This window comes from Bacillus haynesii (assembly GCF_001969855.1).
GTDB classification, from domain to species: Bacteria; Bacillota; Bacilli; order Bacillales; family Bacillaceae; genus Bacillus; species Bacillus haynesii.
The window spans coordinates 245,153-269,811 of record NZ_MRBL01000001.1; the positions used below are offsets into that span (position 1 = coordinate 245,153).

General features: G+C 45.3%; 21 protein-coding genes, 1 pseudogene and 1 riboswitch. Of the genes and pseudogenes, 11 read left to right on the top strand and 11 right to left on the bottom strand.

The features are described from left to right. Positions 1-43: 43 nt before the first annotated feature. Positions 44-1,090 (bottom strand): lactonase family protein, encoded by a 1,047-nt coding sequence (locus BTA31_RS01215; protein ID WP_076788422.1) that lies wholly within the window; start codon positions 1,088-1,090, stop codon positions 44-46. Between the two features lie 238 nt (positions 1,091-1,328). Here BTA31_RS01215 and BTA31_RS01220 point away from each other — a divergent pair, with 238 nt between their 5' ends. Together BTA31_RS01220 and BTA31_RS01225 are read left to right on the top strand one after the other, a co-directional pair. After that, complete coding sequence (locus BTA31_RS01220; protein WP_043926856.1) at positions 1,329-1,517, top strand: hypothetical protein; 189 nt, start codon at positions 1,329-1,331, stop codon at positions 1,515-1,517. 335 nt (positions 1,518-1,852) lie between these two features. Then, positions 1,853-2,101, top strand: coding sequence for a hypothetical protein (locus tag BTA31_RS01225; protein ID WP_076788425.1), 249 nt, complete (start codon positions 1,853-1,855; stop codon positions 2,099-2,101). A gap of 30 nt (positions 2,102-2,131) precedes the next feature. Here the strand turns inward: BTA31_RS01225 and BTA31_RS01230 are convergent, their stop codons facing one another. Together BTA31_RS01230 and pdxR are read right to left on the bottom strand one after the other, a co-directional pair. After that, positions 2,132-2,968, bottom strand: a complete 837-nt coding sequence (locus BTA31_RS01230) for a polysaccharide deacetylase family protein (protein ID WP_076788427.1) — start codon at positions 2,966-2,968, stop codon at positions 2,132-2,134. A gap of 61 nt (positions 2,969-3,029) precedes the next feature. Continuing rightward, positions 3,030-4,454, bottom strand: a complete 1,425-nt coding sequence (gene pdxR / locus BTA31_RS01235) for a MocR-like pyridoxine biosynthesis transcription factor PdxR (protein ID WP_193427187.1) — start codon at positions 4,452-4,454, stop codon at positions 3,030-3,032. A gap of 94 nt (positions 4,455-4,548) precedes the next feature. Between pdxR and BTA31_RS01240 the strand changes: the two genes are divergently transcribed. Further along, positions 4,549-5,097, top strand: coding sequence for a pyridoxamine 5'-phosphate oxidase family protein (locus tag BTA31_RS01240; protein WP_193427189.1), 549 nt, complete (start codon positions 4,549-4,551; stop codon positions 5,095-5,097). 17 nt (positions 5,098-5,114) lie between these two features. Here the strand turns inward: BTA31_RS01240 and BTA31_RS01245 are convergent, their stop codons facing one another. Next, the gene (locus BTA31_RS01245; RefSeq protein ID WP_076788429.1) at positions 5,115-7,373 is read right to left on the bottom strand and encodes a glycosyltransferase; all 2,259 of its coding nucleotides are present in this window, start codon (positions 7,371-7,373) and stop codon (positions 5,115-5,117) included. A gap of 603 nt (positions 7,374-7,976) precedes the next feature. Here BTA31_RS01245 and cimH point away from each other — a divergent pair. Beyond that, complete coding sequence (cimH, locus tag BTA31_RS01250; RefSeq protein ID WP_043926850.1) at positions 7,977-9,329, top strand: citrate/malate transporter CimH; 1,353 nt, start codon at positions 7,977-7,979, stop codon at positions 9,327-9,329. Positions 9,330-9,376: 47 nt separating this feature from the next. Here cimH and BTA31_RS01255 read toward each other — a convergent pair whose 3' ends face one another. From BTA31_RS01255 to BTA31_RS01280, 6 genes and pseudogenes are all read right to left on the bottom strand, one after another. Continuing rightward, entirely contained in the window at positions 9,377-10,237 is an 861-nt protein-coding gene (locus BTA31_RS01255; protein ID WP_076788432.1) for a glycerophosphodiester phosphodiesterase, read from the bottom strand. 141 nt (positions 10,238-10,378) lie between these two features. Further along, positions 10,379-10,648, bottom strand: coding sequence for an excalibur calcium-binding domain-containing protein (locus BTA31_RS01260; protein ID WP_003186434.1), 270 nt, complete (start codon positions 10,646-10,648; stop codon positions 10,379-10,381). A gap of 141 nt (positions 10,649-10,789) precedes the next feature. Continuing rightward, on the bottom strand, positions 10,790-11,437 hold the full coding sequence (locus BTA31_RS01265; RefSeq protein ID WP_239693110.1) for a hypothetical protein: 648 nt from the start codon (positions 11,435-11,437) through the stop codon (positions 10,790-10,792). A 132-nt stretch (positions 11,438-11,569) separates the two neighbouring features. Then, a complete protein-coding gene (gene ltaS, locus BTA31_RS01270; protein ID WP_076788435.1) occupies positions 11,570-13,489 on the bottom strand; it encodes a lipoteichoic acid synthase in 1,920 nt (639 codons plus the stop codon). Positions 13,490-13,727: 238 nt separating this feature from the next. Further along, positions 13,728-14,311 (bottom strand): annotated as a pseudogene (locus BTA31_RS01275) (YfjD family protein). A gap of 211 nt (positions 14,312-14,522) precedes the next feature. Then, a complete protein-coding gene (locus BTA31_RS01280) occupies positions 14,523-15,359 on the bottom strand; it encodes a YitT family protein (RefSeq protein WP_043926845.1) in 837 nt (278 codons plus the stop codon). 84 nt (positions 15,360-15,443) lie between these two features. After that, positions 15,444-15,550: riboswitch (guanidine-I (ykkC/yxkD leader) on the bottom strand. A gap of 169 nt (positions 15,551-15,719) precedes the next feature. On the opposite strand from BTA31_RS01280, the gene argR reads away from it, so the two are divergent. The 6 genes from argR (at position 15,720) to BTA31_RS01315 (ending at position 21,918) form a co-directional block, all read left to right on the top strand. Next, positions 15,720-16,160, top strand: a complete 441-nt coding sequence (gene argR, locus BTA31_RS01285; protein ID WP_076788438.1) for an arginine repressor — start codon at positions 15,720-15,722, stop codon at positions 16,158-16,160. Between the two features lie 266 nt (positions 16,161-16,426). Next, entirely contained in the window at positions 16,427-17,662 is a 1,236-nt protein-coding gene (gene arcA, locus BTA31_RS01295) for an arginine deiminase (protein WP_043926967.1), read from the top strand. A 29-nt stretch (positions 17,663-17,691) separates the two neighbouring features. Next, complete coding sequence (gene argF / locus BTA31_RS01300) at positions 17,692-18,699, top strand: ornithine carbamoyltransferase (protein WP_076788441.1); 1,008 nt, start codon at positions 17,692-17,694, stop codon at positions 18,697-18,699. 53 nt (positions 18,700-18,752) lie between these two features. Further along, positions 18,753-20,159 (top strand): arginine-ornithine antiporter, encoded by a 1,407-nt coding sequence (arcD, locus tag BTA31_RS01305; protein WP_076788446.1) that lies wholly within the window; start codon positions 18,753-18,755, stop codon positions 20,157-20,159. Between the two features lie 21 nt (positions 20,160-20,180). Next, positions 20,181-21,131, top strand: a complete 951-nt coding sequence (gene arcC, locus BTA31_RS01310) for a carbamate kinase (protein WP_076788452.1) — start codon at positions 20,181-20,183, stop codon at positions 21,129-21,131. Between the two features lie 109 nt (positions 21,132-21,240). Beyond that, the gene (locus BTA31_RS01315; protein ID WP_020453468.1) at positions 21,241-21,918 is read left to right on the top strand and encodes a Crp/Fnr family transcriptional regulator; all 678 of its coding nucleotides are present in this window, start codon (positions 21,241-21,243) and stop codon (positions 21,916-21,918) included. A gap of 33 nt (positions 21,919-21,951) precedes the next feature. Here BTA31_RS01315 and BTA31_RS01320 read toward each other — a convergent pair whose 3' ends face one another. Further along, positions 21,952-22,569 carry an ABC transporter permease gene (locus tag BTA31_RS01320; RefSeq protein ID WP_076788455.1) on the bottom strand — a complete coding sequence of 206 codons (618 nt, stop codon included), beginning with the start codon at positions 22,567-22,569 and terminating at the stop codon, positions 21,952-21,954. 949 nt (positions 22,570-23,518) lie between these two features. Between BTA31_RS01320 and BTA31_RS01330 the strand changes: the two genes are divergently transcribed. Continuing rightward, a complete protein-coding gene (locus tag BTA31_RS01330) occupies positions 23,519-24,625 on the top strand; it encodes a nuclear transport factor 2 family protein (protein ID WP_076788460.1) in 1,107 nt (368 codons plus the stop codon). Positions 24,626-24,659: the final 34 nt, after the last annotated feature.

Consider the following 24,659-nt stretch of genomic DNA (forward strand, 5'->3'; position numbering starts at 1 on the left):
AAAAACTTGACTGGCTAAAAAGGCCAATCAAGTTTTTTTGCTTTTATTGATGTAAAAATTTCACACAAACTGCTTCAGGAGCAGGAACTCCGGACTGCAAAAGCGTCAGCCGGCCCGTTGTCAGGTCTCTTTCAAACAATGTCAATGTCCCTGTTTCCTGGTTGGAAGCGATTAAAAATTGCTCTGAAGGATCAATCTCAAAGTCGCGCGGCCACTCCCCTTCAGTTGATACGTGTTCAACAAGGGAAAGTTCGCCCGAATACTCGTTGATGCTGAAGACGGCGATGCTGTCGTGTCCGCGGTTTGAAGCGTATACAAATTTGCCGTCTTTTGTGATGTGGATGGCGCCGCCTTGGCTCTCGCCGTCAAAGCCTTCCGGCAATGCCGAAATGACTTGAATCTCCCTGAATTCACCCAAATCAGGGGTGTATTCCAACACGATGACTTCATTGCTTAGTTCCGTTAATACATACGCATACTTTTCCTGCGGATGGAACTCGATATGTCTCGGCCCTGATCCCGGTGCAGCAGCGTGTTTTTTCACTTCTTCAAGCCGGTTCTCTTTCAATTGATACGTGATGATATGATCCGTTCCGAGATCGACGGCTACTGCATACTTCTCATCAGGTGAGAATCCTGAATAATGGGTATGCGCTTTTTCCTGTCTCTCATGCGGTCCTGATCCCTCATGCTGTACTTTTGCTGAAGGCTCAAGCAAGCCGCGGCTTTCGTTTAAAGGGTATGCCATGATCGTCCCGCTGTGGTAATTGGCGGACAGAACATAACGGTTATTTTGATCGACGCTGACATGGCAAGGTGACGGTCCTTCCCCGGTCTGCTGGTTGACGAAAGTCAGCTCTCCTGTTGAACCGTCAATACGATATGCGGCAACCCCGCCTTTATCGCCGTCTTTGATCACTGCATAAAGCATTTCATTGTCTTTGGCGATATTCAAATATGTCGGACTGCCCAGCTTTGCCGCCGGCTTCGGCGTGCTTAACGTCTTTTTTTCCGTATCAAGCTCAAATGTATAAATCCCTTCGCTGTCTGCTTTTGTATACGTTCCGATATAACCTCTGTACTTCGGCATCTTGATCCTCTCCTTTCAGATACGGTCATTCCTATTTTAACTCACTGAAGCCCAATTAGCATGAGATGATGTGTAAAAAATCCGAAATGCCGTGTTCCTTCGCATCATCTGCCCTTTTATAACGGAGTCTTGCAAAAAACAATCAAGCTGTACAACCTATAAATTTACAAAAGTTTGAAACTTTTCATTCTTTTATCCGTAGAAAAACAGAAGCCATATACATAAGGAGGGTCTTCATATGATCATTTTAATCCTCGGAATTATCGTCCTGCTGATGGTTTTTCATTCCTCGCGCGGGTCCACCAGCGGAGGCTCATACGGAGACGGGGGTTCTTCTTCCTTCTTCTTCGGCGGCTCTGACGGAGGCGGCGATTCATGCGGAGGAGATGGAGGAGGCGGGGACTGCGGCGGGGGCGGCGGAGATTGATAACCGGCCGGCTCTCTTTTTCAACAATTTCTCAAGCCTTTCCCATCCCGCGGCAGCGGCTGCAAATCTTGCTTTTGCAGCTGACATGCTGTTTTTTTTCACTTCATTCATCTTCTAAAATTCTTCCACCATTCATACCGTAGAAAAACTGCCGTTCAATAAGCATCTGTTTAAGCAGACAGCAGATTGGGAAAGATGTAAAGACAACAAGATGCTTACTCTAAAACCGATTCAAAAGTCACAAAAAATTCTTTTTAAGACATAACATGTAAAACTTTACGCCCTCATGTTCGATATTAAAAGAAGAAATAGATGACGAGGAGGTTTTATTCCATATGATCATTTTACTGGTTTTGTTCGCTCTGCTGATTCTGTATTCGTTCTTCTTTGATAAAAGAAACAACAGATCCTATCAAAAGCCGGATCATCATGACATGACGATCCGTAAGACTGCAACTCCGCCTGTCTTTTTGAAGGTGATCGATTCTGCTCCGGAACAGGCGCCGGCCCGGCAGTCTGCTGAAACGATTCGCCCGAATTTGCAGCTGATCATGGGGACGGGGAAACAACGCCCCAAAAAATAAGAAAAGGCGGCCCTTGTAAAAGAAGCCGCTTTACCTGTTATGTTCCACCATCCGGCCAAACGCGGCGGGTGACATCCCCGGCGAGATGCGAACGCGGTGGAGCGCATGCATCCCCTGCTCTCTTGATGCCGCTCCCGGTTCTGTCGTGACAGCCATTTGATAGCCTGCCTGCTTTGCCAGCTTCAGCGTATCTTCGTTATAGCGCCCGACCGGATAGCTCAGCATGACCGTATTTTGGCTGAACATGCGATCAAACAGCGCTTTGGAACGCGTCATTTCATCGAGCTGCTGTCCCGGTGCCAGCCCGTTCAATTCAACGTGATGAATGGTATGGCTTTGAATCGAAATGCCGCTTCGCCTCATCTCATTCATTTGTTTCTCCGTCAAATGGTTCTTCCCGCCAACCGATTTGCCGATCATGAATACGGTCGCCTTTTGACCAAATTCTTTTAGAATCGGAAAGGCTTTCGTAAAGTTATCTGTATAACCGTCATCAAACGTAATCAGCACGGATTTTTCACTCGGCATTTTATCTTGTGTTAAGACAATATAAGCTTCTTCAGGCGTCAGCGTGTAATAGCCGTTATCCTTGAGCCATTTCATATGTCCGCGGAATTCCGCCTCCGGTACGCGCAGGCTGTTACCTGATGAGATGCTGTGATACATGAGTATCGGAATGCGGGCGGGTCCCTTCACTTTGATCCACTTGGATGATGGATCATGTTCCGCCTCCTGTTTTGATTGTTTTGTCACTTTCTGAGCTGCATTTGGTTCTGTTTTTTCCTCTCCTTTTGTTTCATGTCCGGAACACCCGTACAGCATCCCCATCAACATAAGCAGCAAAATGAACAGTTTCGTTTTTTTCACAATTATTCCCGCTTTCTATCTATTGAATCCTTTTTAATATCGGTGCGGGAACGGGCATTTTTCACCGTTCCTGCTTTGATGATGAGAGCCAAGCTTTACGCAGTATGCTGATCCCTTCTTCAATTTCCGCTGCAGAAAGACCCCCAAATCCCGCCATGACGATAGAAGAACTGCTTTCATGAGGCTCAAGCCAGAAATCTGATACCTGATAAACTTTCACACCGAGTTTTTCCGCTTTATGTATGAGATCTCGCGCACGCCGGCCCGTCTTCATTAAAATATGGAGTCCCGCTTTTTCGCCGATGATTTCCATGTCATTTCCAAAATGCGTTTTAATAGCCGAGATCAATGTTTTGTGCTTTTCTTGATATACTTTTTTCATTTTACGGATGTGCCTTTCGAAAAACCCTTCTTTCATAAATAAAAACATCGCTTTTTGAATGATAGGTGAAGCGGACTGGCTGTAGCGGCCAAGTTTTTCCTGAAATTCATCCGCCAGCTTTGAAGGCAGAACGATATAACTCAATCTCGCCGCCGGAAGAAATGACTTTGAGAAAGTCCCTAAATAAATAACATTTTCTTTTTTATCAAGCGCTTTTAATGATGGAATGGGCCTGCCCTGATAGCGGAATTCGCTGTCATAGTCATCTTCGATAATGTAGACATTCTCGCGGCTTGCCCATTCAAGTAATTTCAGCCTTTTCTGTATCGGCAGGACCATTCCATACGGAAATTGATGAGAGGGCGTTATATAAACGAGTTTCGCCCGGCTTGCAGCAAGCTGAGACAAATTGATTCCATCCGTCTCGAGACCGATTGGCTGAATAGCACATCCATGGTTTAGGAAAACGGAACGCACACCATCATATCCCGGATTTTCTGCCGCAACCAGTCGGCCGTTCATTGAGAGCAGCTGGCAAAGAAGTCCGACTGCATTCTGCGTACCGGAACAGATCACAATTTGCTCAGGTACACAGCGCACACCTCTTGCCTGAAATAAATATTTCGCCAATTCCGAGCGAAGGCCGAAATCGCCTTTATGATCCCCATACAAAAATAAGTCATGATCTTCACTGTCCAATGCATTCTGCAGACAACGCCTCCATGTTTTAAATGGAAAATGGCTTAAATCAATATCACCATATTTAAAATCATATGTTGCCGCTGAAGACTGTTCTGTTTCTTTTGGTTCCCGATTGGTATGGACCTTCAATTGACTAGGCGGCATCAGCGTTTTCTCCAAGGGAAGCACTTTGATGCAGATCCTTGGCATGCTTTCCGTATAGCCTTCCGCAGTGAGCTGCTGATAGGCGCTTTCAACTGTATTTTTGCTTAGTTGCAAATGCTCGCATAAATGGCGGATCGGCGGCAAAAGAGTTCCCGGGGAGATGCCGCCGGTCTCAATTTCTTTTTTTATATATTGATATAGCTGCATATACAGAGGCGTTTTAAGCTGTTTATTGAGTAAAGGAGTTAATTCTATCATTTGCTGACCTCATCAAGTTTTCTATTATTGTCTCTTTTTAAAGGGACAATAACAACCTAAAATCATCTTAACAATAAAAAGGAGCGTGAATGTGATGGCTCATTCCATTCGGCAAAAACAGCTTGCCTGCACAGATGAAAACAAGATTGATCAATTTTTAACAGAAGCACAAACCGGATACCTCGGCTTGGCCGCTCACGGGACACCCTATGTCATCCCTTTGAACTTCGTTTGGAAAAACGGCTTTATTTACTTTCACGGTGCCTCAGAGGGACGGAAAATGGATATGCTTCACGAAAATTCAAACGTATGCTTCACAGTCAGCGAACAATATGGAACAATGGTTCACCCGATTCCCGCTAAAACAGATACCGCTTATATGAGCGTCGTTCTTTTCGGCACAGCGTCAATGATTACAGACTTAGATGAAGCAACATCTGCCATGCAGTCTCTTCTCGACAAATATGTACCGGGATACTACAGTTCCCCGCTTAACAAAACACATGTTGAAAAGTACAGATCGAGTTTAGGCAGCAAAACCGTTGTCTTTAAGGTTCAGCCCCGAGAGATCACAGCTAAAGAAAACATGCTGAACCATAGCATGAAATTCGAAAATGGGCGGACCGTACAGGAAGACCGTTGACAAAAAAGACCCGCAGCTTATGCTACCGGGTCTCCTATTGATTGTGATGCATGTTCATCTATAAATTTCAACCCCGCTGTGTATCGCTTTCTCCGCTTCTTTATCCAGCAGACGAGCGCCAGCCGCTGATCCGGATCCTTCTCATTGATAGAAACCAGCACATGTTCATTCATCTCAAGCGGGACAGCGGATTCAATCTGGCAGCCTGACAAGCTGATGTCCTTAATCATGATTTCGTGAGCACCTTTGTCTGAATCATCGGGAAACAGCAGTGTTCCAAGACCTTGAACGGCCTCGCGGACATATTTTCTCTTGAATGCATCAGGGGTTTTTTCGGTTTTCGTTAAAAAGCGCATCACGGTTGACAACGTATCAGCCCGCTTTTCCCGGTCGGATTTTTTTGCATTTTCTTCATTGAACATAAAACGGATCAGGTTCACATACAGCTCCTTGTCCATCTCTTTGAAGTGCAGCCCGATTTCAATGTCGTCCGCGTCTTTCGTCGTCCACATCACCCGAGCCGGCACTTTGCCGACCGCATCTATAATCAGACCGTCCACATGATAGTACATGTCCGAATCAGCCGTATAAGGCAGTCTGATACGCGCGCCCGTGTCGCTCACATCTATCAGTTCACATTCGTGCTCATCTCCTGAAACGGTGGAAAAAGCCGCCGACTTGTTGACTGTGAACCGCTCAGAGCTTCGAAATCTCGGCCTGTCAAAGGCAACGAGCAGCGCAAGTATGAGCCCTGTCATGTTATAGAGAACCCAAAATAAATTATACGAAGTGACGTTTATATCAAACGTATGAAGAAACAACAATTCATAAAGGGTTTTTCCGAGCGCAAGCAGCGTCATTGCGAGCAAAATCGCACACGGCAGCGCCGTTGTATATTTGAATTTTCTCCGATCTGTGTTGACACCCTTCGGCGTGACTTTAAAATCAAACCGCTTTTTGAAAATGAATTCCGACAAGGCCGATATCGCCATGTGCGGCGCCATCGATGTATCGTAAATATGGCTCCAGCTCATGCTGCGCTGCCGGTCCGAAACGGCTTTAAATGAAAGGTAAGAACCTAAAAACGCAGGCAGCCAAAACGAAGTGATCGACCACAAATTGGTCTTTAAGCTATGTATGCCAAACAGCAAAAACAAGAGCGGCGCCAGAATGTATACCATCTTAAAAACGCCGAAAAACCAAAAAAGAATACCGTCAAAATAAAGGATTCGCTGCATGGGGGTCAGACCTTTTAAGAAAAGCGGACTCCATTTCTTTCCGCACTGAATATTTCCCCTGCACCAGCGGTCGCGCTGTTTCAAAAGATCTGTCCACGTTTCCGGCGAGAGACCGACCGCAAGCACTTCTTTGACGAAAACAGATTTAAATTTAGTTTGCAAAAGCATTCCGGTTGCCATATCCTCTGTAATCACACCGGTCGCAAAACCGCCGATTTCCTCCAAAGCGGTTCTTCTGAAAACCGTATTGCTGCCGACATACATGACGGCATTAAAACGGTCTTTCCCGGCCTGGAGCCTGCGCATAAAAAAGTCCTGCTCATTCGGAATGTTCGCTCCAGAAAATAAGTTGTACTGATAAGGATCTTCATTATAGAAGGCCTGCGGCGTTTGAACAAAAGCCACTTTTTCCTTCTTAAAATAGCCGACAGTTTTCTGCAAAAATGTAGGAAGCGGGACCATATCGGCATCCATCGTCACAATCAGTTCCCCGTTCGAGCAGCTCATCGCATGGTTTAAGTTCCCCGCTTTTGCATGCTCATTACTTGGTCTTGTAACGTGATGAACGCCAAGTTCCTCAGCCAGCTTTTTAATATCCGTCCGTCTTCCGTCATCACACAAATAAATGTTGACAAGCTCTTTTGGATAATCAAGGTTCAGACAGCCTGCCACTGATTTTTTCAGCACATGGCGCTCCTCGTTGTAAGTTGCAATGAGAATATCAACGCTCGGCCAATGGTCTTGATCACCCAGCTTTTCCGGCTCCCGCTTCTTCTCCTTCCATACTAGCGTATAAAAGACCAACAGCTGCAAAAAGCCGATACATTCAGTTGCAATCAGGATAACGCCCATTACGATGTCGTCGGGACGAGAGACGGGCAGCGTAAAGCCGAACCGCCATACAATATACACACCGTTCGTTATCAGACACAATATGATTAAAAACTTCTTAAAACGCGGATTCATCCGGGATCCCCAAAAGCTGATGAGCATCAGGACAATCATTGCTGCGGGATAGTAGTGTAAAATAAATTCCATTTTCTTCTCCTTATGTGATGTTAAAAAACCCTTTCCAGAGGATTTCTCTAAAATATTCCTTTATTTCATTCTTTTGCACTCGAATATATTAACACCATTTGACCTATTTTTCCTCAAAAACGATAAAAAAATATATCTTTATATCTAATAAACATAAAAATTATGAGACTATAGATACCAATTTAAAAAATCCATAAGACTCACATTGATCAGCCTTCACATATATCCCGCATCAAGATTGAATCTTTTGTCGCAGACGTCCTGTGTTTGTTCGGAGACAGGAGCTGAATGTATCAACGGTTCACACAAGAAAAAAGGTCTCTGCTCCCAAATGTTTGATTTATTTTTGACGGATTAACAGCTTTTTTGTGTCGATTTTCATTCCAATAAAAGGAGATTCGGGAATAACCGTATCAAAAATAGCCTGCGCAAGGCCATTAAACAGTGGTCAGACACATCTTTAGCCAAATCGAGTTGCTCTTGATCATCATGGGAACACAGCTAGGTCTTCCTGCACGGTTGTCTGAATTTTGATTTTTTTAGTATACTTAATTTAGTTTAATAACTCAGCAAGGGGATAACATAAAGGATGGGGGAAAGAATATGGAAGCAAAAACAAAGGTACAACATATACCGATTCAAACAACGAAAGAACCGGATGAAAACTTTTTTGCAAGAGCAATGAATGTTAAAATCGGCATCATTCCGCTGCCCGTATACTTGCTGCTCTTCGCTTTGATTGTGACGTTTGTCTATATGCACGATCTGAAAAGCGACATTTTAACAGCTATTGCGGTTATGGGCTTTTTCGGGTTCACCTTCGCCCAAATCGGAAAGTCGCTGCCGCTTCTTCGTTCTGTCGGCGGTGCCGCCATACTTGCGACATTTATTCCTTCAGCTATCGTCTACTACCATCTCATTCCGGAAGACATCATCAAATCAACATCTGAATTTACAGAAAACTCAAACTTTCTTTATTTGTTTATTTCAGCTATTGTAGTCGGAAGCATTTTAGGGATGAAACGAGAAACGCTGGTCAGGGCGTTCATTAAAATTTTTATTCCGCTGATTGCAGGGACAATTGCCGCAGCGGCAGTCGGTCTGACGGTTGGTACAATGCTCGGCCTCGGATTTCAGCATACGCTGCTGTACATTGTGATTCCGATAATGGCCGGAGGGGTTGGCGAGGGAGCCATTCCGCTGTCCATCGGCTATTCGGAAATCATGCACATGTCACAAGGGGAAGCTTTTGCACTTGTCATTCCTTCCATTATGTTCGGAAGCTTAAGCGCTGTCATTTTGTCCGGGGTTTTAAACGTAATCGGGAAGAAAAAGCCTGACTGGACAGGCAACGGAAAAGTTGACCGTTTCGAAAGCGGGGACGCACTGCCGCTTGAAAGCCGCGACAAAGACAAAGAAAGCGTTTTTAATCTTTCCCACTTTGCCTCAGGAGGCATTCTTGCCGTCTCATTATATTTGGTCGGTATGCTTTCACATGACTTGTTTGGTTTTCCAGCACCCGTCATGATGCTTTTGCTGGCTGTTGCCGTGAAACTGTTTCGTTTGGCTCCGGCGAATTTGGAAAACGGCGCTTACGGCGTGTCACGCTTCTTTTCAACTGCTGTGACATATCCGCTGCTTTTTGCCATTGGCGTCTCCATGACACCGTGGGACAAGCTGATCGCAGCTTTTAATATCGCCAATATTATTACGATCGTATCCGTCGTCGTCACGATGATAACCGTCGGCTTTTTTACAGGAAAGTGGCTAAACATGTATCCAATCGAAACCGCGATTATCAATGCCTGCCATTCCGGTCAGGGAGGCACCGGCGACATCGCCATTCTCAGCGCCGCAGAGCGCCTCGAGCTCATGCCGTTTGCCCAGGTGTCCACAAGAATCGGCGGGGCGATAACCGTTACACTGACGTTGTTGTTGTTAGCTCAGTTTTATTGATGTATGTAAAAGCCTGCAGAGCGAACTGCAGGCTTTCTTTTTCGTTTCTAGCGTACTTTTTTCGGAACATAGTCGGGAAAGTCTGTCACAATTCCGTCCACGCCGGCCTTCAAAAGCGGAGGCACTTCATCGCGGGAACGGACGGTCCAAGGCGTAATTTTCATACCGAGCGCATGAATCCTCAGCACAAGCGTAGGATCAGCGGCCACATTTTTTAAGTTGGCGTTTACATATTTGGCATAACCGGAAAATGCCTTGAGCTTTGCATCTGTTAAGTCCGCCGCTTTTGACGTTAAGACACCTGTCGGCATCGATGGAAGCAGCTGATGAATTTTGTAAACAGAGTTAAAATCAAACGATTGTACAATGATTTTTCCGTTTTTAGGCTTATCCATTCTCCGCTCTTTCAATGCTGCTGATACTTTTTCTTCGATTCCCGGATAGCGTGCAGGCTCTTTCAATTCGATCAGCATTCCGATCTTCCCTTTATACCGGTCAAGCACTTCTTCAAATGTCGGAATGCGCTCCCCGGCGAATTGCGGACCGAAGAAGCTGCCAGCATCAAGCTTGCGCAGCTCGGCAAGCGTCAAATCCTTTACGGCAACCGGCAGCACTGAGTCAATGTCTGTCGTACGGTTTACGGTCGTATCGTGAATGATGACAAGCTCCCCGTCCTTGGACATTTGAACATCCAGCTCGATATAATCTGCTTTCATTTGAAGCGCTTTTTCAAAGGCAGCCATCGTGTTTTCCGGCGCATATCCCGAAGCGCCTCTGTGTGCAATGACATCCACTTTTTTAGGCTTCGCCGCCGGCTCTTGTGCCCCCGCATTCGGTGCAAACAGTGCTGACCCGATGGAGACCCCGATCAATGAAGATAACATCAATTTTTTGAATAAAGCTGACACATCATCCACTCCCCTTTTGCTCTTCTCTTGCCAAAGTATAGGTTCGCACTGTTAAGATTATGTTTCAGCAGTCTTTAATTTTCATAAATTTCCTGATAAACAAAAAAAGATCCCTCGGCAGAGATCTTTTTTTTGGATATATCACCGCTCACAGGCAATTTTGTCTTTATCGCGGTCCAACTTTTTATTGGCGTCATAAAGCGCTTTTGAAACATACGGCTTGTACTTCGTTTTTCCGCCTTTGTTTTTCACCGACTTCGTACGGGCGACGCCGCCTTTATAGTCTTTGTTTAAAGCTTTGCAGTTTTTGTACGTTTTCACCTTCGTTTTTGCTTCTGCCACATCGCCGGCACCCCAGGAAAAACCGATGATAAGACCGGCAGACAAAAGACCCGCTGCTATTTTTTTCATCCCATTTGACCCCTTTCGTCTATTTCTTATGTATCTTTTACCATGATAAAATATTTTTCTTATTCACTCAAGAAAAAAATGACATTTTATTGAATAAAAAGTATGAACCGCATAGGGGTCTTTTCGCACAAAAACCGGCCGTTATGCGCCGGTTTCTTCAACATATTGATGTTCACAAGTCTTTTTCAAAACAGCGTTAATCTCATAGGCTAATTCCTTCGGATGGATGCACAGCATGTTTTCCAAAGGACTGTTCCAGTTCCCGTTCTTTATCAATTTCAGCGCATAATGACCTGCCGGACTGCACTCGGGATACCACTCTACATCGAGCAGAAGGCGTTTTTCATCATGACGCAGCTTCAAAAGGTCCCGTTTGAACTCAGACAGCCAAGCCTTGCTGTCAGGCGCCAATTCATCGGGGTTTGTATCGGTTAATGAGTGATGCACAACCGTCCAGCCGGCCGGGATTCTAAGCCTTAGCAAATTGCGGGCGCCACCGGAAGCACGTATCATATCTTCCAACCTGTCGACCAGCTGTTCATACGGCGCGTCTGAATCTTCGCTGACCAGTGTTTGATCAGCATTTAGCATCCTGATGACGTACTTCAGTTCTCCAGCATATTCAACTTGCACCATTTGACCGCAGCTTTCGTTCTCCAAGATGAATAACGTATGGCGGGGATCGCGAATCGGCTTTTGATACAAATGATTTTCTTTCACCTTCCAGCCGGCCGGCACCATTAAAGGATGCAATTTAAAAAAATACTGAGATTTGGTCAACGCTCTCACATCCTCTATCCTTGTTCTGTCCTCTTTCCTATCAATTTATGTGCCGGCCCGGCTTCTTAGAACAACGGCGGACCTGCCCCCACAAAAAAACCGCCTGACTGCTTTCTCAAGCGTCAGGCGGTTTTTCGTTTTTTACTCGCTGGCTTTTTCTTTTCCGTAATGATATTTTGATGGATCAACAGGCTTGAAGTCTGAAATCTCGTGGAACCTTAACAGATCTTTATAGAGTACTTGGTCGGACAGATCCAGCTGTTCGGACACCTGCGATTTCAGGTTTTCCGTTTCCTGGTTGCCCTTGATCTCTTTTCCTGTCTTTGTATCGTATACGGTCGTATCAATCATCGTGTACTTCGGCGTTACATAGTTTCCATTTCTGAAAGCCACGGTTTGGTCGTGGTCTTTAGAAAAGAGGTCTGTACCAAAGTTGATGTATTTTTTGCTGTCAATACCTTGCAGGTGAAGAAGTGTCGGCATGACATCCATTTCACCGCCATACGTATGATTGACTCCGCCTTTTTTGCCTGGAACGCGGATCATCAGCGGTACACGCTGATTCATCGCATTTTGATACGGTGTAATCTCTTTACCTAATACTTCCTTCATCGCACGGTTGTGATTCTCTGAGATTCCGTTGTGGTCACCATAGATCACGATAACCGAATCATCATATAATCCCGATTTTTTCAGCTCTTTAAAGAAATCTTCGAGCGCTTCGTCAAGATAGCGCGCCGTCTGGAAGTACCCGTCTACCGTTTTATCTCCCGTCGTTCCCTTTTCAAGGGTGGCATCCTCTTCATCCAAAATGAACGGATAGTGGTTGGTCAACGAGATTAAATGGGCATAGAACGGCTGTTTGAGCGATTTCAGCTTCGGAATTGATTCTTCAAAGAACGGCTTGTCTTTCAAGCCAAGGTTGACGAGATTCTCCTCTGACATATCATATGTGCTGGCATCGAAGAATTTGTCATAGCCAATTTGTTTATACACCTGGTCGCGGTTCCAGAATGACTTGTAGTCCCCGTGCATCACGGCGCTTGTGTAGCCTTCTTTTTGGTTCAGAATCGCCGGCAGGGACTGGTACGTATTTTGCCCTTTTGTTACAAATGCACTGCCTTCAGGAAGTCCGTAAAGGCTGTTGTCCATCATCAATTCGGCATCCGCGGTTTTACCTTGGCCGGTCTGATGGAAAAAGTTATCGAAATACATCATGTCATCCTGGCCGTGTGCCAGCTTGTTCAAGAACGGTGTGACTTCTTTTCCGTTCAGCTTATAATCGATCAAAAACGTCTGGAAGCTTTCCAAATGAATCTTGATGATGTTCTTTCCTTTTGCTGCACCGAAATACTCGTCATTCGGTTTTGCATAATGCGAATTTGTATAGTTGATGACGCTCGTCAGGTCGTCGCTGCTCGCGTATGCCTTTTGGCTCGCGTTTTGGGCGGCCTGGACACCATCATAGATCATGTAATTGTAAGGCCCCAAATACTTGACGATGTAATTTCGGTCAAATGTTCTTGTCAAAAGCTCCGGACGGTCGGTCTCAGCAACTGCAAGGTTGATGAAAAACAGAACTACTCCGCCGAGAACAACGGTTGCAGCCCATCTTTTTTTCAGTTGTGCCGCCTTCAGTTCAGGCAGCTTCACACATAAGGCAATCAGAATGATCAAATCTACGAAATAGATGATGTCATGAAATGCCATGATGTCAAAAACACCATCCGACATATTGCCGAGGTTTCCGGCTTGTTTTAAGTTGGCAAACGTCAAGAAGTCATCAAAGAAACGGTAAAACAGGACATTTGCATATAAAGCAAACGTCATCACAGCATCAATGATGATGATCCATATCGCCGACCGGCGGCCTTTTGCAAACAAAGCCAAACCGAGTGCAGCAATCGTGAAGCTCAATGGGTTGATAAACAGCAGCATGTGCTGCGTAGACCCTTTCACACCCAAATTAAACTCTAAAAAGTAGGAAGCATAGGTTTTAGCCCATACAAAAACAACAGCTAATACAAAAAAGCTTAGCTTATGAGAAAATATTTTTTTCATGATAACCTCTACCTTTTTAAACTTTTTTCAGACCGCTTTCTGTTTCAGTCAATGAAGCGTGAGGAAACGATAATATATCATTCTACTAAAAGTCTCGGCGGTTTTACAAGCACGGCCATGGTGAAATCCCCCGGCTTCCCTCACTCAAACAGTCCACGCCTGCGAAAAAAAATTTCCGCATGTAAGACAACGGCCTCTAATTAAGACGAATGAATTTCCCCAAAGGTTTCAAATATTTTCATTCACCGCTAAAATTGCTCTTTCCCGGATGATTAAATTCTTTATGAAATTCATTTAAATAAGCTTTTCTTTGCGCTTCTGTAAACTGACCGATCCAGTCCTCCGTCATATACGGCAGGACGTATAACTCGACCGCTTGATAAAATGCCGGCTCAGGCAGAATGTTGTACGTCGGAATCCTCATCATGCCGTTCCCGCATGTCTCTATCAGTATATCCATAAAGAAAATGCCTTTCGGGCTGTAGCGGTGCTGCGCCATTTTAAGGCTCTTGATGTCCTTGATCAACACGGATTTCTTTCCTGAGAGCAGCCGCCCGTCTTCTCCCTCGATCATGCTGAAGATGATGTTTCCTTTTTTCGTGAAGGCCGGAAAAACCGTTAGAGAGGGAGGTCATCAAACCATAGATGATCCCGAAAAGTCCGACTGCTAGGTACAGCAATGAATATTTCGATTCGAGTTTTATCGCTTCATAAAAGAGCCATACGCCAACCACCCCAAGACCCGCAGTCCCTGCAAAAACCCCATACTCTAAAGAACATTCGGCTTTTCACATCAATTGTCTGTTTTTTTCCCTGTTCCAAGAATAATAGGCCTCCTTTACTTCAGCAAGCGGATTTCGCCATAAATGATATTCATGCCACGATCTGCCTTACCACAGAAATCAGTTCCTGCATAAAACTCGCAGTGTGAGGAAGATGGCGTATTTGTGCAATTATTTATCAGCAGATGATCCGTCCTAATCAGACCCGATGAATACAAAAAGGCTCCCGGCCATCTGCCGGCAGCCTTCCCCTATTTTGAAATATCAACAAATCCTTCGCCGAATACATCCCTGACATCATGGATGATGACAAATGCTTTTTTATCTGTGCTTCTAATAATTTTCTTCAGCATGGACAGCTCTTGTTTATTAATGACAATGTATAATATTTCTTTGGAGTCGCCCGTATAGTGTCCGCGTCCCGATAATATCGTGACGCCGCGGTCCATCAGGGTATTGACCTGCGCTGCGATCTCGTTTTTATGCTCGGAAATGATCGTGATCGCTTTTTTCGTGTTGAGCCCTTCGATAATGAAGTCCATGACCTTCGTGGCGATGTACAGCATGACAATCGTAAACATCAGCTTTTCAGCTCCGATGATAAAGTAGGAACTGAACACGACAACTAAATCGATCATCAGCAAGGCATAGCTGATGTTCCAGTCAAAATATTTATTGGCGATTCTCGCGAGAATCGCAGACCCGGCAGTGGTTCCGCCGACACGGATGATCATGCCGATGCCCACGCCGGCAAATACCCCGGCAAAGATCGTGCTGATGATCACTTCATCAGCCGGCACCGTCCAATTCTCGGTGACGTGCAGAAAGAATGAATTGGCCACGACCGCAATAATCGTGTAAATCGTCGTTTTTTTATCCAAAAAGCGATAGCCGATAATCAGCAGAATGCCGTTCAGCACAAAGTTTGTGATGCCCGGAGACCATTCAAAAACGTAGTATAAAATCAGCGTGATCCCCGTGACGCCGCCTTCTCCCAAGTCATTCGGGATGGCGAACAGATTCACGGCTAACGCAAAGAAAAACGCGCCTATAATAATTAGTATCATATCCATTGCTTTCTTTTTCATAACTGCATCCCCTTCCTTTATCCGTATTCGTTTTCCAGTAAAATTAAAAAAGCCCCGGAGAGAAGCTCTTTGATCAAGAGCAAAAACTCCTGGGCTTTTATCCCACCGTGTCATAGCGATAACGTCGCTATGTGTTTTCTCTCGGACCAGACCAGCGCGGGACGCACTGCGGAACCCTAGAAAACCACCTTTTCTCTGCTATCAATTTGTCATCTTCAAGCATTATAAGTGAAATTTTGGGGTCTATCAACCCCTTTATCAGCCTGAAAGATTTGTTTTTTTGTAAAATAGCTTCCATCTGTCAGCGATAAAACCGTTCTATAATAATAGATATACGTGTTTTGCCTGGGAGGCGCTCTTATGAACAAACAAAAACGGCAATGGCTCATCAAGCAGACCATTCTCGAACATCCGGTGGAAAATCAGGAACAGCTGGCAGCCCTGCTGGAAAAACGCGGCATCACCGTTTCGCAGTCTACCATTTCCCGCGATATTAAAGACATGTATCTTGTGAAACAGCCCGGTGAAAACGGAAAACTTGTCTACACGACAAATGCTTCTTTATCCGTCAATCCTTCCAAAATATTAAAAGATAAAATCTCTGATGTTGTCCTGCATGTGCATCGGACGGACAACTTGATCATTATTAAAACCATGCCCGGCAACGCCCATGCCATCGGCGTCCTTCTTGATAAGCTCGGAAGCCCGGAAATGCTGGGCTGTATATGCGGGAACGATACATGCCTTGTGATTTCCCAGTCACCTGAGGCAGCCCAATCATTTTGTAACCATTTATGCTGATCCGGCCGTCCGGATCAGCTTTTTTTTGCACTCAAAAAAATTTTTTTCAAAAATTCCCGTTAAAAATATACACGTTTTATACGTTCTATTCTCTGCTCCGACAGGAACTCATTTTCCATTTATCATAATTATTCACTTTTGTTTTTGCTTCATCAAAAAACATGTGAAATATATCACTTTTCCGTTGTTATCGCTTTCACATCACGCTTTTTCTTCCTGTTTTAAGCTGTACATGTAACAAAAAGAGCTTAGGAGGCGGGATGATCATGACAACACCTATACACGTTTACTCAGAAATCGGCCCTTTGAAATCCGTCATGCTGAAGCGGCCCGGTCGGGAACTGGAAAACCTCACACCCGAATATCTGGAAAGGCTTCTCTTTGACGATATTCCCTTTTTGCCAGCGGTGCAAAAAGAGCATGACCAATTTGCAGAAACGTTAAAGAAACAGGGAGTTGAAGTTCTTTATTTAGAAAAGCTGACGGCCGAAGCTTTAGATGACGCTTTAGTCCGCGAGCAGTTTATCGATGAGCTTTTAACGGAAAGCAAAGCGGATATCAACGGCGCTTACGACAGGCTGAAAGAGTTCTTGCTCACCTTTGACACCGATTCGATGGTCGAACATGTGATGAGCGGCATTCGAAAAAATGAGCTGGAACGCGAAAAAAAATCGCATCTTCATGAGCTGATGGAAGACCATTATCCATTTTATCTTGATCCGATGCCAAACCTCTACTTCACAAGAGATCCGGCCGCCGCTATCGGCAGCGGACTGACCATCAACAAAATGAAGGAGCCTGCCCGCCGGAGAGAGTCTCTGTTTATGCGCTACATTATCAATCACCACCCGCGTTTTAAAGGACACGAGATTCCGGTTTGGCTCGACCGTGATTTCAAATTCAATATCGAAGGCGGAGATGAGCTTGTCTTAAATGAAGAAACCGTAGCGATCGGGGTATCAGAACGGACAACGGCTCAGGCGATCGAGCGTCTTGTCCGGAACTTATTTCAGCGGCAGAGCCGGATTCGCCGTGTACTGGCCGTCGAAATACCGAAGAGCAGAGCCTTTATGCATTTAGATACCGTCTTCACGATGGTTGACCGAGATCAATTCACGATCCATCCCGCCATCCAGGGGCCTGAAGGAGACATGCGGATCTTCGTTCTTGAAAGAGGAAAAACGGCAGACGACATTCATACGACTGAAGAACACAATTTGCTTGAAGTACTGAAGAGAACCCTCGGCCTTTCAGATGTCAACTTGATCTTCTGCGGCGGCGGAGACGAAATCGCTTCAGCCAGGGAGCAGTGGAATGACGGCTCCAATACACTCGCGATCGCTCCGGGTGTTGTCGTCACCTATGACCGGAATTACATTTCTAACGAATGTTTGAGAGAACAGGGCATTAAGGTTATCGAAATCCCGAGCGGGGAACTTTCAAGAGGACGCGGCGGCCCGCGCTGCATGAGCATGCCGCTCTACCGCGAAGATGTAAAATAGCCAAACCTAAAGAAAAAGGAGAGAGATCCATGAACCAAATGATTGATTTAAAAGGCAGAAGCTACTTAGCTGAAAAAGACTTTTCAGAAGAAGAGATCCTTTATTTGCTCGATCTTGCCCAAAAATTAAAAGAGAAAAAAGCACAAGGCATCAGGCATCGCTATTTGGAAGGCAAAAACATCGCTTTGCTGTTTGAAAAGCCTTCTACAAGAACGCGCTGCGCTTTCACGACAGCCTGTATCGACCTCGGTGCGCATCCCGAATATTTGGGAAAAGACGACATTCAGCTCGGCAAAAAAGAGTCGATCGAAGACACGGCCAAAGTTCTCGGCCGCATGTTCGACGGAATTGAATTCCGCGGATTTGAACACGAAAAAGTCATGGCGCTTGCCGAACATTCAGGTGTGCCGGTCTGGAACGGCTTAACGGACTTATGGCATCCGACACAAATGCTGGCCGATTTTATGACTGTAAAAGAACATATCGGACGCGTCAAGGGAGTCAAACTCACCTATATCGGCGACGGCCGGAACAATGTCGCCAACAGCCTGCTCATCGGCGGCGCCAAAGTCGGCATGGATGTGAGAATCTGCTCGCCTCAAGAGCTTTTCCCTGACCAGGACATCGTTAAAATGGCAGAAGCATTTGCCGAAGAATCCGGCGGAAAAATCACCGTCACAAGCGATACAGATAAAGCCGTGTCCGGAGCTGACGTTCTGTATACGGACGTCTGGGTATCCATGGGGGAAGAAGACAAGTTTGCTGAAAGGATCAAACTGCTCAAGCCTTATCAAGTGAATATGGATCTCGTCAAGAAAACAGGAAACGACAACGTCATCTTCCTGCACTGTCTGCCTGCCTTCCACGACATTCATACAACTTACGGACAAAATGTTTACGAGCAGCACGGCCTTAAAGAAATGGAAGTGACGGACGAAGTGTTCCGCAGCAAACACTCTAAAGTGTTCGATGAAGCTGAAAACCGCATGCACACGATTAAGGCTGTCATGGCAGCGACACTCGGCGATCTTGACTGACAGGAAAAGGGGCTCATTCCCTTTTCCATTCTAAACCGAATGAGGTGACATAAATGGCGGAAGAAAAAAAACTAGGCCTGTTTGCGCTCATCGCGCTTGTCATCGGATCGATGATCGGCGGGGGCGCCTTCAACCTTGCAAGCGACATGGCTTCAGGGGCGGGGGCGGGAGCCATTTTAATCGGCTGGATCATCACCGGAGTCGGCATGATTGCCCTGGCCTTCTCTTTCCAAAACTTGACGACGAAACGGCCTGATTTAGACGGCGGTATTTTCACTTATGCACGGGAAGGATTCGGTCATTTCATGGGGTTTAACAGCGGCTGGGGGTACTGGTTCGCAGCCCTTCTCGGCAATGTCGCATATGGAACGCTGCTGTTCAGCGCAATCGGATATTTCATCCCTGCGTTTGGAGACGGACAAAACGTCGCATCGATTATCGGTGCAAGCGTGATCCTCTGGTGCGTGCACTTTTTGATCCTCCGCGGTGTTCAGTCCGCTGCCATGATCAACTTGATTACGACCATTTCAAAACTGGTACCGATTTTTGCTTTCATAATCGCCATTATTTTTGTGTTTCATCTTGATTTATTTACGAACGATTTCTGGGGAAAAGGGCTGTCGCTCGGTTCCATCGGGACACAGGTCAAGAGCACGATGCTTGTGACCGTCTGGGTGTTTACCGGAATTGAAGGGGCCGTCTTATTTTCAAGCCGGGCCAAGAAATCAAGCGATGTCGGCAAAGCGACTGTCATTGGCTTGATCAGCGTACTCGTGATTTACGTCATGATTACGATGCTGTCGCTCGGCGTCATGAATCAGCAAAACTTAGCCGGGCTTCCGAACCCTTCAATGGCTGCGATCATGGAGCACATCGTCGGCAAATGGGGAGCCGTGCTCATCAACTTGGGCTTGATCATTTCCGTATTGGGCGCCTGGCTGGCCTGGACATTATTCGCGGGTGAACTCCCGCTGATCGCGGCACGCGAAGGGGTCTTCCCGAAATGGTTCGGCAAAGAAAATAAAAACGGTGCGCCGACAAATGCGCTGACTTTGACAAACGCCATTATCCAGCTGTTTTTGCTGACGTTTCTCATTTCAGATGCGGCCTACCAGTTTGCTTTTTCCCTGGCTTCCTCGGCCATCTTGATCCCGTATCTGTTTTCCGGGCTTTATCAGCTTAAATACAGCTGGCTGCACAAAGAGCCTAACCGGGGCAAAAATCTCACCATCGGGATCATCGCAAGCATTTACGGCGTCTGGCTCGTATATGCCGCAGGACTCGATTACCTGCTTTTGACCATGATTTTATACGCTCCCGGCATTCTCGTATTCCGGGCTGTCCGCAAAGGAAAAGAAGGCCCCGTCTTCAATAAAGCCGAGCTTTTGATTGCTGCCCTGATTCTTGTATTGGCTGTCATCGCCGTGATCAGACTGGCTGCGGGAAGCATTTCAATTTAACAAAACAGAGGTGATTATCAAATGAAAAAAAGAAAAATTGTCGTCGCACTTGGCGGTAATGCCATCCAAACCGGAGATGCCAGCGCAGAAGCGCAAAAGCGCGCGCTTGAAGAAACGGCCATGTATTTGGCGGATATGATCGACAGCGGCGCTGAATTAATCATCACGCACGGAAACGGCCCGCAGGTCGGAAACCTGATGATTCAGCAAAAGGAGGCGGATTCTCCGAAAACACCGGCCATGCCGCTTGAAACTTGTGTTTCGATGACCCAGGGAATGATCGGCTATTGGCTGCAAAATGCCCTTGACCGGGCGCTTTATGCGAAAGGAAAAGGCGGACATGCGGCAACCGTCATCACCCGTGTTGCCGTCCGAGGCGATGATGAAGCATTCCGCAACCCGACAAAGCCGATCGGTCCGTTTTACAGCGAAGCGGAAGCGAAGGAACTGATGAACAACCGGAACGGCGGCCTCGTTTTTAAAGAAGACGCCGGAAGAGGCTGGCGCCGCGTCGTACCGTCTCCGGCTCCGGTATCGATCCTTGAACACGATGTGATCAATGACCTTGTTGAACACGGACATATCGTCATTGCGGCCGGCGGCGGAGGCGTTCCCGTCATCGAAAACGGCGATGCCGTCTCCGGTATTGACGCCGTCATCGACAAAGACTTTGCCGCCTGCAAACTCGCGGAACTTGTGCAGGCTGACGAACTGGTCATTCTAACAGGTGTCGACTATGTTGCCGTCGATTATTTAAAGTCGACAGAACGCGCGCTAAAACGCGTCACCACCGAAGAACTGAAAGGTTATATAAAAGAAAAGCAATTTGCAGAAGGAAGCATGCTGCCAAAAGTCAAAGCAGCCATTCAGTTTGCTGAAGCCAAAAAAGGCAACAAAACCGTCATCACATCCCTGAAATCAGCCAAAGACGCTCTTCAAGGAAATGCCGGCACGATTGTCGTCCAAGCCTAAAAGCAAAAGGAAGGGCTCAGGGAGGGTTCTTCCTTTTGCCAATCGTCAAAAACAAGTAAAATTTAAAGTATATAGCCGCAACATAAGAAAATCGATAAGGGTGGTCCATATGAAGAACAAAGACATCGTACATCAGCTGAAAAAGTTTCCTCTTCTCGCTTCCCTGAATAAAAGAGATCTGGAAGATATGAAACAGTTTATCTATTGGCGCACTTACCATAAAGGCCAGATATTATTTATGGAAGACGACCCCCGGGAACGAATGTACCTTCTTCTCGACGGCTTTATCAAACTCGAAAAATCAAACGAAGCTGGATCCATGTTTTATACCGACTATGTACGTCCTCATACCCTCTTTCCATTTGGAGGCTTGTTTCGGGATGAGCATTATCACTATGCCGCCGAAGCCTTAACAGATATCGAACTCTACTATATACCCATGAACATCTTCGAAGATCTCGTCCGGGACAATAAAAACCTGCTTTACGATATTCTCAATCATTTATCAGACATTCTTGCCCTTCACGAGGAAAGGCTGAAGCGCATTACACTCTCCCATGCCCACGACAGGGTCACACAAGCCATTTATTATTTAACCGAAAGCCTCGGCCAAAAAGAAAGCAATTCAACCGTCATCAACTGTCCGATCACCGCTGCCGAAATTGCCAAAATCTCGGGGACATCCCGCGAAACCGTCAGCGCCGTCCTGAAAAAGCTCCGCTGCGAAGGCGTTATCAGTCAAATGAACAAGCAGATCATGATCAATCGGCCGGAGTACTTTATGTAAACGCGACAAAAAAAGTAAAACTGACGTATGATATCATCCCGTTTTCATCGGGATGAATTCATTCATAGAGAAATCATGTCCCGTCTCTTTAATGAACAAAAGCAGCATTCCGACAAAAACATTAATGATGACAACAGCCGATAGATCCGGATTGATCCCAAGACCCTCATATTGCAGGATGATGGTTGAAGACTGGCTCGGATAAGCGAGCGGAAACCACCGCGTCGTCATTCCGCTAGCTAAAAAGAGACCGACAATTGAACTGACCGTACCAATGAGAATAGCAAACGCCTGGTTTTTAAATGTGATGGGCAACCATAATTGAAAAGACATGATCGGCAAAGCCGTCAGCAGCATGACATAACCGTCCCCAAACAAAAGCCCCCACGGTATCGGCCCTTCAAATCCCAAAGCCTTGCCCAGTACAACCATCCCTATTGCAAATATCGTTGCAGTTAAGAGCAGGCTGTTAAAAAGCCAAATATATTTGCTTAAGTAAATTCCTACTCTTGATACCGGCAGAGACAGCGTTTGCTTCCACGAATTTGTCTGATGCTCTATATTTGCAATAATAGAGGCAATAATCGTTACGGCTAAAGGAAAACCCAGCCCAAACAGCAGGCTGTTGTCGAAAAGCATATACTGCCACATAGAGGACGCCTTAAACGCCAACTTTATATTTAGGTAAGACTAGTAAAACGTTAGATTAAAAAGGATTGTACATTTTAAACATATCAAAAATGTACAATCCTTTTTTTGGAACTTGAACGACTAAGGTAAGATTTTCGTCAAGTTAGAATGATTTGTCAGTGTGAGCTTCCATTTTAGATCGTAGATGATTTAAGAATAGAATTTGCCCTAACGTACATGTACTTATGTACGTTTTTTTAATATGCCAATAGTTTAAACTAAATTATAAGACACACTTTTTATAATAAGCCACAGCGTACCAGCGTATAAATGAAAGGAAGATAAAATTAAGGATAAAGTGATTTCTATCGTTGTGTACTTAGGATCATTCGTAGCTAAGGCTATCTTGTTCTTTGTCGAAAGAAGATACATGACAATATCATATAGCTGGAGATTTAATGCAAGATACATTTGTAAAGGCATATACCAAAGCTAACACGTATAGTGGGAAGTCAAGTGTGAAGACATTTATGTAGACAGCTATCCATATTTCAGAGGGACATTTAGTGGCAGTGATCCTAAAGATATTAGTTTGTCATACATCTTCTTTCGTAGCAGCAAATAAAATCAAGGAGGTTAAATATTATGAAAAATAAGGCGCGATATGTAGTTTTATGTGGTGTATCAATTTTAGCTCTTATTCGCTGGAGAAAAATTAGTGAAAATAAATAAACGTTAAAGGAGCAATGTATACGTGTCATGACCAAATAAGTAAAGTGAATCACAAGATAGAAGGCGATTCAATTCTTTTCATATGGAGGATTTATTTGAAAATTAATGAGATTGATCAAAAAAGTAAAATTCGGATAAGTTTTATTACGAAGAATGGCTCATTAATAGAGCAAGTGGTTAAAAATCTACAACAGCAAGGTATAAAGGAATGTTTTAAATAATAGTAAGGAGGCCAATTATGATGAAAATGAAAAAAATAATGGCAACTGGAGTGGCAATGTTGATTTTAGGATCGGCAGTAGGGTGCGATGATAATGTCTCTTCTGATTCGGAGTCTTCCTCGGAGAACACGGGAATTACGGATGAGAAAGCTCCGCCCAAGATCTCCAATTCTTATGAAAATACAAAAGAGCTTATAAGGAAATTTCCAGTGATTAATCCTACTCCCATCGACACAGAACTGGGAAAAGACATTCAAAACCGGCTGCTAAATGGCTTTGAAAATTGGAATAGAGGCTATGATGCTTGGAAGGCGTGGGGAGATATTCTATATACGGAGGATTCCCTTTACAATGTTCACGGTGTGAAACTGACTCTGAAGGAATATCAGGACTCCATGAATGAGACGCTGAAAGCCAGCGATATTCAGATGGGCAACTTTAATAATATGATTGTCAGCGGGGACTGGGCTGCGATCCGATATGATATCTCAACGATTAACAGGAAGACCAGTGAAGCAGTAGACGGAAGTGTGATGGAGTTCGTCCGCTTTAAGGATTATGGGGACAAACTGGGTACCCGGGTTGTGGAAGGCTGGGCTGGAACAAAGGGAGCCGATTTTGCCGGATTATCTAGCTTCCAAACCGAAGAGGAAAAGGCGGCGCAGCAGGCCGCATTAGAGAAAATCATCAATACGTCGATACCGGATACCTCGAATCTGGAAGAAAAATACCCTGTTGCTTATCCGACCCCCATTGATACCGAGATGGCTAAGAAAATTCAAAGCGCTATCTTGAACGATTTTGATAACTGGAACCAAGGCTATGATGCCTGGACGACATGGGCGGATACCTATTATGATAGTAATATGCAGTACCATACATCTGCTGGGACTATGACATTGGAAAAATACAAGGACGCTGTAAAGGATGCTGCTGAATCGACGGATGTGAAGCGGATTTACTTTGATAATATGCTGATCAGTGGTGATTGGGCGGCCATTCATTACAGGATCACGAATCAGGACTTAACAACAGGTAAAAAAACCGCTGGTGATGTGATGCAGTTCCTGCACTTTGTAGAAGATGGAAATGGTGTGAAAGTGGTTGAATCCTGGACAAAATAAGCATTTCCTATGTAGACTGTCATGAAAATGCGTA